The organism is Desulfobaculum sp., from assembly GCF_054921475.1.
The window spans coordinates 1-15,575 of record NZ_JBUDSW010000063.1; the positions used below are offsets into that span (position 1 = coordinate 1).

17 protein-coding genes are annotated in these 15,575 nt (G+C 60.7%); 1 reads left to right on the forward strand and 16 read right to left on the reverse strand.

Annotated features, from left to right (window positions below; all coding sequences use genetic code 11):
- Positions 1-2: 2 nt before the first annotated feature.
- A complete protein-coding gene (gene glgP / locus ACY69P_RS05925; RefSeq protein WP_462326861.1) occupies positions 3-2,528 on the forward strand; it encodes an alpha-glucan family phosphorylase in 2,526 nt (841 codons plus the stop codon).
- A 263-nt stretch (positions 2,529-2,791) separates the two neighbouring features.
- On the opposite strand, the gene ACY69P_RS05930 is transcribed toward glgP, so the two are convergent.
- The 16 genes from ACY69P_RS05930 to ACY69P_RS06005 all read right to left on the reverse strand — a co-directional run.
- A complete protein-coding gene (locus ACY69P_RS05930) occupies positions 2,792-3,592 on the reverse strand; it encodes a sirohydrochlorin cobaltochelatase (protein ID WP_459899316.1) in 801 nt (266 codons plus the stop codon).
- 159 nt (positions 3,593-3,751) lie between these two features.
- Positions 3,752-4,480 (reverse strand): energy-coupling factor ABC transporter ATP-binding protein, encoded by a 729-nt coding sequence (locus ACY69P_RS05935; protein WP_462326862.1) that lies wholly within the window; start codon positions 4,478-4,480, stop codon positions 3,752-3,754.
- Complete coding sequence (gene cbiQ, locus ACY69P_RS05940; RefSeq protein ID WP_459899320.1) at positions 4,477-5,232, reverse strand: cobalt ECF transporter T component CbiQ; 756 nt, start codon at positions 5,230-5,232, stop codon at positions 4,477-4,479. Before cbiQ ends, ACY69P_RS05935 begins: the two co-directional genes overlap by 4 nt.
- A gap of 6 nt (positions 5,233-5,238) precedes the next feature.
- Positions 5,239-5,817: a cobalamin biosynthesis protein CbiL gene (locus ACY69P_RS05945; RefSeq protein ID WP_459899322.1), complete on the reverse strand. Its 579-nt coding sequence runs from the start codon at positions 5,815-5,817 to the stop codon at positions 5,239-5,241.
- A 369-nt stretch (positions 5,818-6,186) separates the two neighbouring features.
- The gene (locus tag ACY69P_RS05950; RefSeq protein ID WP_404844569.1) at positions 6,187-6,666 is read right to left on the reverse strand and encodes a Crp/Fnr family transcriptional regulator; all 480 of its coding nucleotides are present in this window, start codon (positions 6,664-6,666) and stop codon (positions 6,187-6,189) included.
- Between the two features lie 33 nt (positions 6,667-6,699).
- Positions 6,700-8,451, reverse strand: a complete 1,752-nt coding sequence (locus ACY69P_RS05955; RefSeq protein ID WP_462326863.1) for a Na(+)/H(+) antiporter subunit D — start codon at positions 8,449-8,451, stop codon at positions 6,700-6,702.
- Positions 8,441-8,692, reverse strand: a complete 252-nt coding sequence (locus ACY69P_RS05960; protein WP_462326864.1) for a hypothetical protein — start codon at positions 8,690-8,692, stop codon at positions 8,441-8,443. Before ACY69P_RS05960 ends, ACY69P_RS05955 begins: the two co-directional genes overlap by 11 nt.
- 14 nt (positions 8,693-8,706) lie before the next feature.
- Complete coding sequence (locus tag ACY69P_RS05965; protein ID WP_404844572.1) at positions 8,707-10,188, reverse strand: monovalent cation/H+ antiporter subunit D family protein; 1,482 nt, start codon at positions 10,186-10,188, stop codon at positions 8,707-8,709.
- Between the two features lie 9 nt (positions 10,189-10,197).
- A complete protein-coding gene (locus ACY69P_RS05970; RefSeq protein ID WP_404844573.1) occupies positions 10,198-11,697 on the reverse strand; it encodes a proton-conducting transporter transmembrane domain-containing protein in 1,500 nt (499 codons plus the stop codon).
- Positions 11,697-12,092 carry a cation:proton antiporter subunit C gene (locus ACY69P_RS05975; RefSeq protein WP_404844574.1) on the reverse strand — a complete coding sequence of 132 codons (396 nt, stop codon included), beginning with the start codon at positions 12,090-12,092 and terminating at the stop codon, positions 11,697-11,699. The genes ACY69P_RS05970 and ACY69P_RS05975 overlap by 1 nt, the downstream gene beginning before the upstream one ends.
- Before the next feature lies 1 nt (position 12,093).
- Complete coding sequence (locus ACY69P_RS05980) at positions 12,094-12,927, reverse strand: Na(+)/H(+) antiporter subunit B (protein WP_459899327.1); 834 nt, start codon at positions 12,925-12,927, stop codon at positions 12,094-12,096.
- Positions 12,927-13,172 carry a Na(+)/H(+) antiporter subunit B gene (locus ACY69P_RS05985; protein WP_459899329.1) on the reverse strand — a complete coding sequence of 82 codons (246 nt, stop codon included), beginning with the start codon at positions 13,170-13,172 and terminating at the stop codon, positions 12,927-12,929. Before ACY69P_RS05985 ends, ACY69P_RS05980 begins: the two co-directional genes overlap by 1 nt.
- 4 nt (positions 13,173-13,176) lie before the next feature.
- Positions 13,177-13,506 (reverse strand): monovalent cation/H(+) antiporter subunit G, encoded by a 330-nt coding sequence (gene mnhG / locus ACY69P_RS05990; protein WP_404844577.1) that lies wholly within the window; start codon positions 13,504-13,506, stop codon positions 13,177-13,179.
- Positions 13,507-13,542: 36 nt separating this feature from the next.
- Positions 13,543-13,821, reverse strand: a complete 279-nt coding sequence (locus ACY69P_RS05995; protein ID WP_404844578.1) for a monovalent cation/H+ antiporter complex subunit F — start codon at positions 13,819-13,821, stop codon at positions 13,543-13,545.
- Between the two features lie 3 nt (positions 13,822-13,824).
- Positions 13,825-14,301 carry a Na+/H+ antiporter subunit E gene (locus ACY69P_RS06000; RefSeq protein ID WP_404844579.1) on the reverse strand — a complete coding sequence of 159 codons (477 nt, stop codon included), beginning with the start codon at positions 14,299-14,301 and terminating at the stop codon, positions 13,825-13,827.
- 675 nt (positions 14,302-14,976) lie between these two features.
- A partial coding sequence (locus ACY69P_RS06005) for an LbetaH domain-containing protein (RefSeq protein ID WP_462326865.1) occupies positions 14,977-15,575 on the reverse strand: 599 nt, incomplete at its 5' end.

Here is a 15,575-nt window from a genome sequence, read left to right on the forward strand (position 1 = left end):
AGTTGAGCCCGCTTTGGGAACTCGCCTACAATTTCCTGTTTGCCTGGAACGGGAACGTTGTGGACCTTTTTTCGCGCATAGATCCAGCTTTGTGGCGTAAGAGCGAAAGTAATCCTGTGCGCTTCATCAACAGCCTGCCGCAGGACACGCTGGAGGAGCTGGCCAAGGACGACCTGTTCCTGACCCGCATGAAGGAGACGGTGGACGAACTCAAGGGCTACGTCGGCGAAGTGGCGACGACCTTCAGCTTCCCCGGCAGCTTGGGCAAGGACCCCGTGGTGGCGTACTTCAGCTTTGAGTTTGGCATCAGTCCGTCCCTGCCCATCTATTCGGGCGGGCTGGGCATCCTTGCCGGTGACCACTTGAAGTCCGCCAGCGACCTGAACATTCCTCTTGTGGGCATTGGGCTGTGCTATCAGCAGGGCTACTTCCGCCAGCGCCTTGCCCCGGATGGCTGGCAGCACGAACACTACCCCGTGTATGATTTTGAGCAGATGCCCATATCCCTTGTGAAGGACGACAACGGGCGGCCCGTGCGCCTTACCCTTGACCTGCAGGACAGGCAGGTAACGGTGCAGCTGTGGAAGGCGGCTGTGGGGCGGGTGAATCTGTTCCTGATGGACACCAATATCCCCGAGAACCCGCCGGAGTTCCGCCAGTTGACCACGCGCCTGTACGGCGGCGACTGGGAAATGCGTCTCCAGCAGGAGATGCTGCTCGGCATCGGCGGCATCAAGGCCTTGTCGGCCCTTGGGCTGGACCCCAAAATCATCCACATGAACGAAGGGCACTCCGCCTTTGCCGGGCTGGAGCGCATCCGGGTGTTCATGAAGGAATGCGGCATGAGCTACGAGGCGGCGGTGGAACTTGCGGCGTCCAGCTGCGTGTTTACCACGCATACGCCTGTCCCTGCGGGCAATGACAGGTTCCCGCCGGACCTGATGCAGCGCTATATGGAGCCGTACGCGCAGGAGCTTGGCCTTGCCTTTAAGGTCTTTATGGCCCTTGGGCGCGAGGACCCGCGCGACGATGCGGAATCCTTCTGCATGACGGTGCTGGCGCTGCGTCTGTCGCGCTTCAATAACGGTGTGAGTGAACTGCACGGCCACGTGTCGCGCAATATGTGGAAGCGCGTGTGGCCGCAATTCCCCACCGAGGACGTGCCCATCGGGGCCATCACCAACGGGGTGCATCATCCCAGCTGGGTGGCAGATGACCTTGGGTTGCTGTTTGACCGCTATCTTGGCTCCAACTGGCGCGAGGACCCGGACTGCCAGCGTGTGTGGAAAAATGCCGACGCCATCCCCGACGCCGAACTCTGGCGCACGCATGAGCGGCTTCGTGAGCGCCTTGTGGACTTTGTCCGCCACCGCCTGCGGCAGGAGCTTCTGCAAAAGGGTGCGCGGCGTAGCGAGGTGGAAGCCGCCGAGGATGTGCTGGACCCGCAGGCCCTGACCATTGGCTTTGCGCGTCGATTTGCCACCTACAAACGCGCGAACCTGCTCCTGCAGGACAGGGACCGTCTGCTCAAGCTGCTGCACAACAACCAGCGTGGGGTGCAGTTCATCTTTGCGGGCAAGGCGCACCCTGCCGACAACGAAGGCAAGAAAATCATCCAGCAGATTGTGCAGTTTTGCCGCGAGGGCGACTGCCGGCCCAAGATGGTCTTTCTGCAGGACTACGACATGGACATTGCCGAGCATATGCTCCAGGGCTGCGACGTGTGGCTGAACAATCCGCGCGTGCCCCTTGAGGCGTGTGGCACCAGCGGCATGAAGGCCATGGTCAACGGCGTCATCAACCTGAGCACGCTGGACGGCTGGTGGGCCGAGGCCTACCGCACGGATAACAGCGTGGGCTGGTCCATTGGCCGCGGGGAAACCTACGACGACCTGCGGCATCAGGACTTTGTGGAATCGCAGATTCTGTACACCCTGCTGGAGACGGAAGTGGTGCCGGACTTCTACGACCGCGGCCATGGCAATTTGCCCCGCGCGTGGGTAGAGCGGATGAAGCGCGCGCTGGTGGAGTTGGGTCCGGTGTTTACCTCGCACCGCATGGTGGAGGACTACGCAAACATTGCCTATCTGCCTGCGTACAGAAATTATCTGGAGCTGACGCAGAATGATTTCCAGGCCGCCAAGGAGCTTGCCGAATGGCGGATGGATATGATGACCAAGTGGCATGGGCTGGATATCCGCAATGTGGCGGCCCAGCAGCAGGGCGAGGTGAACGTGGGCGTGCCCATCCCCGTGACAGCGGAAGTGCACCTCAATGGCATTGAGGCCAGCAACGTGTTGGTGGAAATCTACGCCGGGGCGCTTGATCAGGATGGCAACTTTAAGCAGCGCGCCGCTGTGGAGATGACGCCGGGCGAGTTTGTGGAGGAAGGCTGGTGCCGCTATACCGGCGAGTTTGCGCCGCAGTGGCCGGGCCGTTTTGGCTACACCGTACGTGTATTGCCGCGCCACAAGAATCTGCTGGATCCGCACTCCCTTGGCCTTATCCGCTGGACGGACCAAGGGTAGTCTGTTTGACCTTGAGATGACAGCGCCCCGGACCGTTTGGTCCGGGGCGCTTTTTTGTGTGTCTGTGTAGCGGGAACTCACGCGTCAGTGTGGCCGGGATGTATGCCGCAGAACCCGCGCCGTGTTGGGCCGTGGGTTGGAGAAGATATCTGCGCGGCTTGGGCGTGCGTGGCAGGCCGGGTGGAAGCTGCGCCCTAAAACAGCGTGATTGTGGAGTCAGGGGAGCGCTCTGAGAAAGAGCGGCCCGCGCAGTGGGCGGCCGGTCAGGAGGGGGCTTCGGCGTCGTTGGCGATGGCCTCGCTCAGGTGGTCCAGCCAGATGTTGGGGAAGTCGCCATACTCGGCGGTGCCACGCAGGACGCATTCCGTCTGAATGCCCGCGGCGGAGAGAATATTGACCCACGAGTCCGGCCCAGCGCCGCACATGTCCTTTTGGACGTGGCGGCCGGGGACGGCCAGCAGGGGGACAAGCCACGCCTTGGCAACGCCCTTTTCCGCTAACGCCTTGGTGACGTCCTCAATAACGAGGCGGCCGTCCATGGTGGCGACGTACACGTTGTCGTCGCGGCGGCGCAGTTCGTCATACAGGGCGTCGTACATGGAGTCGCCCGCATGCCATGTGCCGTGCCCCATGAGCACGACGGCTTCCCCGGCGCGGCGCTCCGGCGGCAGGGCGCGCATAACGGCGTCCGCCGCTGCGGCAACGTCGCCTTCGTTGGTGATGAGCGGACGGCCAAGGACAATGCGCTCAAAGCCGCGCTCGCCACCGCGAAAGCGTTGCACGTCCTCTACAAGGTCGTGGTACTCGTCGCCGGGGATGATGTGCAGGGACTGCACGGCCACATGCGTGAATTTTTCAAACCACATTTTCTCCAGCGCCTTGCGCACGGAGTCGGTCTTCATGCCCTTGTCGGCAAGCTTGCCGCGGACCACACCAGACGTGAAGGCCCAGCGGGCGGGCACGCCGGGAAAGCGACGCCGGACGGCGTCGTCAAAGCGCTTGAGCGACAGGTGCGCGGCCTGTCTGCTTGAGCCGAAAGCGACGAGGAGGATACCTTTCTGCATAATGTCCGTTGATGGTGGTGGATGGGAATTGGCGCTACGGGGCAGCGCAAGTCCCATTCATAGCAGAGAAATGGACAATGGAGAAGCCCCGCGCGGGCGGTAGTCGGCGCGCGGGTGATGGCGGAATGTGCGGGCAAAGGGCGCAGAGCCCAGCGGCGGCTAGTCCCCGTGGGTATGGGGCATGGTGCCGTGCGTGTGGGCGTGGATGTGCTGGTGGGTGTGGGTTTCGCCGTCAAAGGCGATGCGCCCGTCCTTCATGGCGTAGATGTCATGGGTGGTGCGGGCTAGAAAGTCCCAGTCGTGCGAGATGATGACCAGCGCCTTGTTGAGGTCCGCCAGGATGCGCACAAGGCGCTCGCGCGTGTCCACGTCCAGCGCGTTGGTGGGTTCATCAAGGAGCAGGGCCTCCGGCTCCATGGCAAGAACGGACGCCAGCGAGACCAGCTTTTTTTCACCGCCCGAGAGCTTATGCGTCACGCGGTCCTCAAAGCCGCCAAGGCCAAGGGTGCGCAGGGTGCGCTGGGCGATGTCGCGTGCTTCGTCAGTGGTTTTGCCCATGTTCAGCGGGCCGAAGGCCACATCCTCAATAACGGTGGGAAAGATGAGCTGGTCGTCCGCGTCCTGAAACAGCAGGCCCACGGCGCAGCGCAGGCGCTGCTGGATGTCCGGCGCGTTCACGGGCTGGCCCTTGAAAAAGACCCGGCCCTGCGTTGGCTGGATGAGGCCCATGAGGATGTGCGCCATGGTGGTTTTGCCTGTGCCATTGGGGCCGATGATGCCAAAGCGGTCACCGGGGCGCAGGCAGAAGTTGAGGCCGGAGAGAATCTCGGGCTGTGCGGGGTAGCCGAAGTGGATGTCCTTGAGTTCAAAAAGCGGCGCGGCAGTCATGGGATGAGCAGTTCTCCGGCGGCAAGGGCGCAGGTCAGGGCCAGCATGAGGGCGAGGAAGACGACATCCCGCGTGGTCATGGCGAGGCCGTTAAGGGAGTGGAACGCGCCGTTGAAGCCGCGGCAGACCATGGCCTGATACACGCGCTCCGAGCGGTCGAGGCTGCGGACAAGGACCATGCCGAGCAATGAAGCGTAGGCGCGGTAGGTGTGCATGTTGGTGCGTGGGGTAAAGCCCCGGACCTTCATGGCGGCGCTCAGACGCTGGAATTCCTTGGCGATGATAAATATTTGCCTGTAGGTGAAAATGAGCAGCCAGCCGAGCTTTTGCGGCACATGCAGGGCGCGAAGGGCGTGGCCCAACGCAGGCACGGGCGTGGTGGCGATGAGCGCCGTCAGCACAAGGATGATGGCGTTGGATTTGATGGTGATGCGCGTGGTGAGGGCAATGGCCTCCTGCGTGGCTGTAAAGCCCAGCACCGAGAACACGGGCGTTCCCGGCATGGAGAAGGGCACCACAATCCACAGCAGTAGGATAAAGATGTTCACCGCCAGCAGGCGTTTTCCAACAGCCCGGAGTGGCAGACCACCGGAGAGCACGACCACCGCGCCAAGGCCAAGGGCCGCAAGGAGCACCGGAAGTTGCTGGCACACGGCAACCACGCAGGAAAAGGCCGTGGCCGCGCAGATTTTTGCGCGGGGGTCCAGCGTGTGCAAGGGGGACGAGCCGTAAGCGAAACGTTCGTCCAGCATGGGGCGCTAGCTCCGCTTCCTGCTGGCGACCAGTGCGCCAACGCCAAACAGGCCAAAGATGTAGCCGATGCCGCCAAAGATATCCGCCATGGACGGACCGGACGTCTCCTGCGCGGCAAGGCGTTTGGCAATGGGCGCCAGCTTGCGGTCCACAGCACGCTCCACGATGCGCTCCAGAGCGGCCTCACTCACGCTGAGGTGCGAGTTGTGCCCGCCGGAGGTGACCGGCGCGGGCTCGGCGTCCGTGATGGGCGTGGAGGGGGTGACCTCCTGCCAATCCTTGGCGCCAAGGTACTCGTCGGCGGCAATGACCCATTCTCCGGCGTGGCCGGTTCCGGCATTGAGCTTGAGGCGCAGGTCCATGCGCTGTTTGGCGGCCTGCGGCGGCACGGGGAAGGAGAAGAGCCCTGCGTCGTCCGTGGTGCCGGTGAGCAGGGTTTCGCCGGTTTTGGCGTTGGAGACCGTAACCGTGCTGCGGCGGGCCTTTTTGCCCCCGCTGAACGTGCTTTCGGTATGGATGATGCCGTCTTCCTCCCACGCGAAAATGGTCACCCTGTGCGCAAAGCTGGGGGCGGCCAGTGCCATGACAAAAAGACACGTGAGAAGCGGGGCCAAAAGCCGGGTGCGGAGAGATATGTGGCGCAAGGGATGCCTCCGGGACTAAGCGTGGGCGGAACAGGTGTCCCGCAAGAACGGCCTTTGTCGTACTATATTTTTTATAAATGTGCCACACCTTGCGCGCGAAAATCCCCCAAGGAGGGCGCTCAGCCCCCGTCAGGCAAGGATTTTAGGGGGCAAATTGATGCTGCGGCATGACAAAGAGGGGCCGCGGGTGGGCGCGATTGGCGTGAGGCTGCGCGGGAATCAGGGGCAAAAAAACGCGGCGCATGGAGAACCATGCGCCGCGTGGGGTGCAGTCTGTGGCGTCAGGCAAGGCCGCGACGCCGCTGTCCGCTAGTCGTCCATGGAGGACAGGTCAGGATGGCGGGACAGGATTTTCATGAACTGCTCACTGCGGTAGTCCAGACGGCGGCGGACCAGCATGAACAGGCGGTTCATGAGGCGGTAGCCGAGGTCGTGGTTTTCGTCCATGAGGGCGCGCAGGCCGTCGCCGGGGAAGGCGATGACTTCCGTCGGTTCGGTGGCGCGGGCGCGCATGGTGTGGCTGTAGCTGGGCACCAGCGCGTACCAGCCGAACAGGTAGCCCGGCTTCAGGGACGCGAGGGAGATGGTGACATCTTCGCTGATGTCGCCTTCCAGCAGAGCCTTGCCGGAGCGCAGGATGTAGAAGTCATCTGCCGGTGCGTCGGACTCGTAGATGACCTCGTCGGCCTTGTAGTTCTCCAGCTTGGCCAGCGGCAGCATCTTTTCAAGGGCGTCGTCACCAAGGCCTTGCAGCATGGGGACGTTTTTCAGATCGCTCAGCGTAATCATATCTGTAACCTCGATGGTCGTGGTTATCGGATGTTATCGGTTCAGCATGAAGACGATAATCCCAAACAGGTACAGCAGGGATACCGCCACGGAGAGGCCGATGGGCGACACTCCAGCCTTGAACTGCTTGGCCAGCCGCTCGCGCTGCGCCCCGGAGAGCACAGGGTAGAGCACAAGCTGGGTCAGCCTCAGCGGAGCATTCACAAAGAAGCCGTTGACCAGACCGGTGAGGCCCTTGGCAATGACGTGGTCACACACGGCGTTCAGGCCGTTGAGGACGCTAGCCATCAGCTTGTAGAATGCCCGGCCGCCAAGGCGCCAGAAGATGTCCGTATCAATCGCGATGGTGTCCGTACGCTTCAGCAGCTTCAGGAACACGAAGAACGCGAGAGCGGACAGCATCAGCAGCTGGAACTGCTTGACCACGCCGCCGAAGGTGTACGGCTCATGCGCGGGCATGTCGAAGGGCAGTATGGCATACAGCGGATCGGGGTACACGCCAAGGAAGATGCACAGGAAGGCCATGATGCCCATGGCGACTAGCATCGTCTTGTGCGGCGGCTCGCCCGGACGCAGTCCCCTGTCCTGGTTAAAGAACACAAAGTAGGGGAACTTGATGCCCGCGTGCAGGAACACGCCCGCGGAGGCAACCTCAAGCACCAGCCATGCCCACGTGAAGTGCTCGTGCACAGCCGCGTCGATGATCAGGGGCTTGGAGGTGTAGCCGCTGGTAAACGGCACGGACGAAATCGCCAGCGCGCCGATTGTGCCGAATATCATTGTCCATGGCATGGTCTTGTACAGACCGCCAAGCTCGGTGCATTTGCTCTTGCCGGTCATGTAGAGCACGCTGCCCGCGCTCATCCACAAGAGAGACTTGTAGATGATGTGACAGAAGGCGTGCGCCGCTGCGCCGTTCAGGGACATGGCCGTGCCGATGCCCACGCCGCAAATCATGAAGCCCACCTGGTTGATGATGGAGTAGGCAAGAATGCGGCGCATGTCGTTTTCGAGCAGGGCGTACATGATGCCGTACAGGGCCATGATGCAGCCGATGACAATGAGCACCTCATACCCGGCGTAGCCGCGGATGAGGGTGTAGACGGAGGTTTTGGTGGTGTACGCCGACAGGATGAGGCCGCCGGTGACGGTGGCTTCGGGGTAGGCGTCGGACAACCACGCGTGGAAGGGCGGAGCCGCAGCGTTCACAAGAATGCCGAACAAAATGAGGTACGAGGCCCAGCCGCGCACTGCAAAGTGTTCAAACGCCACGGAGCCTGTGCCCTGCACGTGCATCACAATACCCGCCAGCAGGACCAGCCCGCCAAACAGGTGCATCAGCACGTAGCGGAAACCAGCGCCGTAGGCCTTCTTCGTTCTGCGGGCCAGAATGAGGAAGGTGGACGTCACAGCCATCCACTCCCAGAAGAAGTAGAGCGTGACAAGGTCGCCGGCGAAGACCACGCCAAGCGCGCCGCCCATGTAGCCCAGCGCCGCCATGTGCTGCTGGTTGTCCTTCAAGTAGAAGGCATACAGGAAGGCCGCAAAGCCGTTCAGCGTGAAGACATAGCCGAAGATTTTGGACAGCTTGTCAACGCGCAGAAGCGTCAGGTCGTACCCGAAGAAGTGCACCCCCAGGTATTCTCCGTAGGGCAGCTGGGTAATGACCCAGAACGCCAGTGCCGGAAGAAGGCACACGTACAGGCTTTTCATCTTGCCCCGGAAGAACGGCACGAGAATCGCGCCGAGGATGAGTATCGAGAACGGGGGGATGTTAGCGATCATAAAAATCCTCCCTCACCTTGAGCGCGTAGCCCATGAGTTTCGCGAGGACAATCAGCACCGCGCAGGACCCGAAGCCGAGTAGCGCAGAGAACCCGAAGAAGTTGTCCCAGCCAAAGTGGCCGTGAACATGGGCGAAGGGTTCCAGAACCAGCGTCAGGGCGCAGGTGCCGTACAGGAGCTTCCACAGAAGCTTCCTGTTTTTGTCATGGTCGAACCAGTCGAATTCTTTCTTTTGGCTCATTATCGTCCCTCTCCTTAGGGGGTCACGCCCACGGCCAGCTTGGCCAGGTTCATGAACACGTCGGGGTAGAAGAAGAGCCCAATGGAGCACGCCGCTGTGATGACAAGGGGTGCCACGCACTGGATTGGCGCTTCCTTGACGCCCTCATTGAACATGCATTCATCAGCCGTGCAGAAGAACGCCTTGTAGACGATGGGCAGGAAGTAGGCCGCGTTCAGCAGCGAGCTGACCAGCAGCACCACCATGAACGGCCACTGTCCGGCTTCTATGGTGCCCTGCAGCAGGTACCACTTGGAGAAGAAGCCGCCAGTGGGCGGAATGCCGATGACGGACAGCGAGCCGATAAGGAACGCCGCCATGGTCACGGGCATGCGCTTGCCGATGCCCACCATCTCGCTGATGTTCTTCTTGCCCGCGCCAACGAAAATGGCGCCGGCGCACATGAAGAGCGTAATCTTGCCGAAGGCGTGCATGGCAATATGCACGCTGCCGCCAATGAGCGCTTTTGGGGCCAACAGGCCAAGGCCGAGGACGATGTAGGACAACTGACCAATGGTCGAGAAGGCCAGCCGCCGTTTCAGTCCGTCCTGCGATAGCGCTATGAGCGAGGCTGTGATGATGGTCACACTTGCCGCCGTGCAGATAAACCACGACAGGTTCATCTGGGCCAGCAGGTCCACGCCGAACACACCGGTGATGACACGCAGCACGGAGAACGCACCAACCTTAACAACCGCCACCGCGTGCAGCAGGGCCGAAACAGGCGTGGGCGCCACCATGGCTGCGGGCAGCCAGGAGTGGAACGGCATGATGCCGACCTTGGCGAAACCGAACAGGAACATCACCAGCAGGGTGGTGGCCATGGTCGGGGTGACGTGACCGGCAAGGAAGCCGCCGGGACCGAAGTCCAGCGTGCCCGCCTGGAAGTAGGCGACCAGCATGGCCGGAAGCGCCAGACCGATGGACGTGCCCATGATGTAGAGCAGGTACTTGCGGCCGGAGGCGCGGGCTTCGGGGTCCTGATGGTGCGTGACCAAGGGGTACGTGCTCAGGGAGAGAATCTCGTAGAACATGTACATGGTCAGCAGGTTGGCGGAGAAGGCCACACCAATGGTGGAGGACAGCGCCAGCGCAAAGAACGCGAAGTATCGCGTCTGGCTGTGCTCGTGCTCCGCACGCATGTAGCCGATGGAGTAGATGGAGGTCAGAATCCACAAGGACGAGGAGACCAGCGCGAACATCAGGCCAAAGGCGTCAACCTTAAAGGCCAGCGGTACGCCGGGCAGCACCTCGAACATGGTGTATGTAAACTGAACGCCGTCCAGCACGGCCGGCACCATGGATGCCACGATGGCCAGCTTGATGGCTCCCGCAATAAACGTCCATGCCTCACGCGCGTTGGGCGATTTGCCGCACGACGCGATGATGGGCATGACCGCCAGGGAGACCAGAACGGCGATGAGCGGTCTGACAGAGACTATAGTTTCATAGTGCATACGAGTCCCCTAGGCGATGTTGGCCGGAATGGCGAAGTCGATGACGCGGGTGACGATGTCGCCGGAGTACAGGCCCAGCACGATGAGGCCCACTGCCACCAGAAGCAGCGGAACCACCATGCTCCACGGCGCGTCCTTGATGGGCTGCGGCGCAGGGCCGTGGCCGTGTTCATGACCGTGACCTTCGGCGAACGGCTCAAAGTAGGCGATCTCGAATATTCTGAAGAACATGACAACGTTCATCAGGCTCGACAGAATGAGTGCGGCCACAAAGCCGTAGTGATTGGCCTCAAGGCCGCCGAGGATGAGATACCACTTGGAGAAGAAGCCGCAGGTCGGCGGCACGCCAATCATGGCCAGCGCGGCGATGACAAAGGCCGTCATGGTGAACGGCTGCGTGCGGAACAGCCCCTTCAGATTGTCGAAGTGGGTGTTCTCGTGGCGGTAGGCAATGCAGCCAACGCACAGGAACACGCACAGCGTCATCACGGCGTCGTTGACGATGTGCAGGATGGAGCCGGACATGCCGATGCGGTTGCCGAGCCATGCGCCGCCGACCATGTAGCCAACCTCGGAGATGAGGATGAAGGTCAGCATGCGCTTGAGGTCGCGGCTGGACAAGGCAAAGAAGGCACCTGCCATCATGGCGATGACCGCCAGCCAGACGATAGCGCGGCTCACCTCGGGCGAGGAGAACACGAACTCGGGCTGGAACACGGTCAGCATCATGCGGATCATCACGTAGACCATGACTTTGGTGGTCATGGGGGCGATGAGGCTGGATGCCGGGTTGCCTGCGTCACCGTAGGCGCCGGGCAGCCATGCGTGCATGGGGAAGAACGCCATCTTGGCGAACACACCGGCCAGCACCAAGCCAAAGGCGGCGATGATGGCGGGGTTGCCATAGAGGTTCGGCAGAATGGTGGCGAGGTCCTGCATGTTGAGGGAGCCGGTCATGATGTACATGTAGCCGACGCCCAGCAGGTAGAACGACGCACCCACAGTACCCATGAACAGGTAGCGCAGGGTGGACAGCGGCGCACGGGCATTGCCCATGGCAAGCAGTGCGTAGCCGGACAGCGCGGCGATCTCAAGCAGGACGTAGAGGTTGAACGCGTCACCAGTAACGACGATGCCGAGGTGACCGGCCACGGACAGGAGGTACAGCGTGTAGAACACGGGGACCTTGCCTTCGTAGCGGCGCTCGATGTCGGCGCGGGTGGCAATAAGGTTGACGAATCCCAGACCGGCGACGAGCAGCAGGACCAAAGCGTTCAGGTGGTCCACATAGTACTCGATGCCGACGGGCGGCGGCCAGCCGCCAAGGCGGTAGCTGAATGGGCCGTCTGCCATCACCTGAGCAAGCAGGCCGATGGCGGAAAGGACGGACACGCCCAGCGCGGCGACGGCCACGGGGAAGTGGATCCGCCGGCCGAACCATCCGCCGATGGCGACGGCAAAGGCCGACAACAACGGTGCGATGAGTATAAGCGCAGGATATTGGTTCATTATTCGCTGAGGTGTTTTAAGATTTCGTCTTCTTCCAGCGTCTTGTGCTCTTTATAAATATTGAGCAGAAGCGCCAGTGCCACACCGAGGGTCGCCACGGAGACGACGATGGCGGTCAGCATCAGCACGTGAGGCAGCGGGTTGATGTAGTCCGCTGCGTTGACGGCGTGGTTCGTCGCGCCGTGCGCGTGCTGAAGGATCGGAATCGTCGCGCCCTTTTTCGAGCCGATGGAGACGTAGAACAGGATGATGGAGGTCTGGAAGATGTTCATGCCGATCACCTTCTTGACCAAGTTGTTCTTTCCAATCATCGCCCATACGCCGATCATCATCAGCACGGTGTACGCCCAGTAGTTGTACTTGGCCGTTATCACGGTTTCGAGCAGTTCATGCATACTAGAGGCCCTCGTCGTATCTGCCGACAGAGGCGACATTGTTGTAGATGATGACCATCGTGGACATGACGGTGAGGCCCACGCCGATCTCAATAACAAGGATGCCGAACGAGCGGGCGGCCACCGGGTCCATGCCCAGAAGGCCCGCCAGGGCGGAGTAGTCGAGGAAGTTGCCGCCGTAGATCATGGCCAGCGCGCCGTAACCGGCGTAGATGACCACACCCGCAGCGGACATAAGCCCCAGCGCCTTGTTGGAGACGCGGTTGATCAGCGTGCGCATGTTGTGCGACAGGCCCAGCAGCAGGAAGGCTGCCGCAAGGATGACGCCGCCCTGAAAGCCGCCGCCCGGGCTGTGGTGGCCGTGGGCGATGACGTACAGGCCGAAGATTTGGATGAAGGGGACCATCAGCTTTGCGACGCGCGAGACGATGAAATCGTACGGTATCCACGTGGGATCGATTTCTTCAAACGCGCCGCCCTCGCGTGGGGTCTTTGCGCCATTGCGGAAGCGCAGCACCACGCCGGTTTCGGTGTGGCGGAACTGACGGACCGTTGGTTGGTCACGCTTGTAGGCACCAAGCATGAAAAAGACGGCCATACCAGCACAAAACACCACCGTGGTTTCAAACATGGTGTCGAATCCACGATAGTCGCCCAAAACGGCGGAGACGATGTTCGGGACACTCGTCTCTTCCATTGTTTTGGTGATGTAGTGGTTCGAAAGGTGCGTGCTGGCGGGGGAGTTCGGGTCGCCCCAAGCCGGGAAGCTGCCGGTGATGTAAATCAGCAGCAGGCCGGTGATGACGACGGTTGCCAGACTCAGATGCTTCATCATCAGTCCTTGGACCTCCTTGAAGTTCTGAAGACGGCACCGATGAACAGCACCGTGCTCACGCCAGCGCCGACGGCGGCCTCGGTAAAGGCCACGTCAACAGCGCCCATGGACGTCCACAGGACGCACATCATGAAGCTGAACGCGCCGAAGACGAGCGCCGCACCCAAAAGGTCTTTGACCTGCAGGGCGCCGATGGCACAGAACATGACCAGAACCAGAATTGCTTCGTCTATCTGCCAGATCATGCGACTATCTCCTTTCCTGTCCTTTTTTCCACGGCTTCAGACCAGCGCGGAAGCCCGCATCCACAAGGGCGTGGGTCGCGGTAGGGCTGGCAATGAAGACGAAGACCAGAATGAACATGATCTTAAGGCTGGTCAGCAGGGTTGCCACCTCGAAGTGGTGCAGGTTGTACAGCGCCAGACCGAGGAGCATCAGCGCCGAACCCAGAGTGTCCATCTTGCCCGCCGGGTGCAGGCGGGAATAGAAGTCCGGGAAACGGACGATGCCAAGGGCGGCCCCGGCGAAGACGACGATGCCCAAAAGCAGCAGCGTCATGACGATGATGTCGAGTATCATGTCTTTTTTTCTCCTTTGTGCAGGGTAAAAGCTGCCCTAGGACTCGTCGTGGAGTCCCTTGCGTTTCTGGAAGTAGCGGCTGGCCGCGATAACGGCGATGAAGTTCAGCATGCCGTACGCCAGCGCAATGTCCACGAACATGTCCACACGATCGAAACTGAAGCCCAAAAGGACAAGCAGCACCACCGTCTTGGACCCGATGGCGTTGACGCCCAGCATCCTATCCATAACCGTAGGACCAACCACCGTGCGGTACAGGGTGACGATCATAACGGCGATAAGGCACAGGGCGGCAAACAGAAAGTACGAATCCATAGGTTACTCTCCGAAAGTCTTTGCTACTTTTTCCTCCATCTCGCCAGGCACACCGGATGCGGACTTCTCGTCAATGGCATGGACGGTGTAGCGGCCGTCCACGTCCACATACACCGTAATGGTACCGGGTGTGAGCGTGATGGAGTTGGCAAAGGCGAGCCGTGCCATGGTTTTCTGCAGGCGGCTGTCGAACTTGATGACCTTGGGGTCAATCTTGTCCAGCATCCTGGGGTGGAAGACGAGATACATCAGCCAGAAGTTGGCTTTGATGATCTCCAGCAGAAGCCACGGGATGTAGAGCGGGAAACGAAGCCAGGTTGCCGTGGGGCCGTTGACGCCGTCTTTGGGCGGAAACAGCAGGTCACTGGAGAACCAGGCGACGATGGCACAGGAGATGACTCCCAGCGTCAGGTGGAAAGCGTCGAACTTTCCCGAGAGAATGACCCATGCAATCGCCATGATGACGAATGTGGATACCATGGGCCCGACACGTCGCTTACGCGGCTTGGCGGACGCACCTATCTTGTCGGCAGGCCCATGCCGCCGTCCAAGATGGTCATTAGAAATGGCCATGAGCGAATCCTTGGTTATAACTGTACGGAATTATTTGGTTAAGATTCCTCTCCTTTCTCTTTTTGGGGGCACCTCCTCCCAAAAAGCAAAGAAATCTGTACCCTATTTGTGCTCATTCGTGAATAGCTTGCCGTCCGAAAAATCCAGAATTGGTGCGGTATTCCTATGATATAGGATATGATCGCACCACCCGAGTGAGCACTCGGTTCGACGCAATTCGTGACGTTTAGAACAAGCCTGTGTGCGCAGGCTCTGCTCCGTGCATATTTTGCCTTCCCTTGCGCTGGCTATATGGGGGTACAGCCCTGTGTTGTACACTATAAACGGCTCATATTCTACGATGTTTTGCTGCAGTATTCGCCGCAGTGTTGCATATCATGTGTTTTGTGTCGTCTCGCGGACGCTTTGGGCGATTTTTACCGGCCCTGTCCTTGGAGCTTGCTGCGGGCTCAAATTGGGCGCCGATGTGGAACCGCGCGTTGAAGCATAGCATAACTGGAGCGGGAAATGCCACGGGGCAGGGCAAAAAGAACGGCCACGCGGTTTCCCACGTGGCCGTTGTTGTGCTGAGGCAGGTTCCAGCTAGGGTGCTGAGAACTCGTCAATGGTTTCCAGTTCCGTGGGTTTAATCTCCAGCTTGGGATAGAGTCCGGCAAGGTCGCCGGAGGGGTAGGGCTGGAGGATATTAAAGGCCATTTCCTGATTCTTCTGGGCGTGTCCGGCGTTGTTGGCTTCGTCGAAGAATGCGCCGTTCTCTTCCAGAATGTGGCGGATGCGGCCACGGAAGGCGTCCGCAAAGACCTTGCCGCTGCCGCTAAAGCGCATTGCGCCCATCTCCATGCCGTCGGTGATCTTTTCCAGATCGACAAGGGCGATGGAGTGCTGCTTGAGGTCGTCGGCATTGCGGATGTAGCCCCAAACCAGCGTGTCGGACGGGATTTCCAGCGGTTCCTCGGCGTCGATGATGGTGTGGGGCATGATGATGGTGTTCGAGCCCACCTGAAGCGGCGTCTCGGGTGTGCCGTGCAGGAAGGCGTTGAAGCCCACAAACACGTGCTTGCCAAGGTGGGCGTGGACCACCTTGCCGCCGTGGGCGGTGACGTCTTCGCCCTCCAGGCTGGAGTGGACGATGTAGCAGTTTTCCTGCGCGTTGGAGCCATGGCCGAGCCATGCTTCCTCAA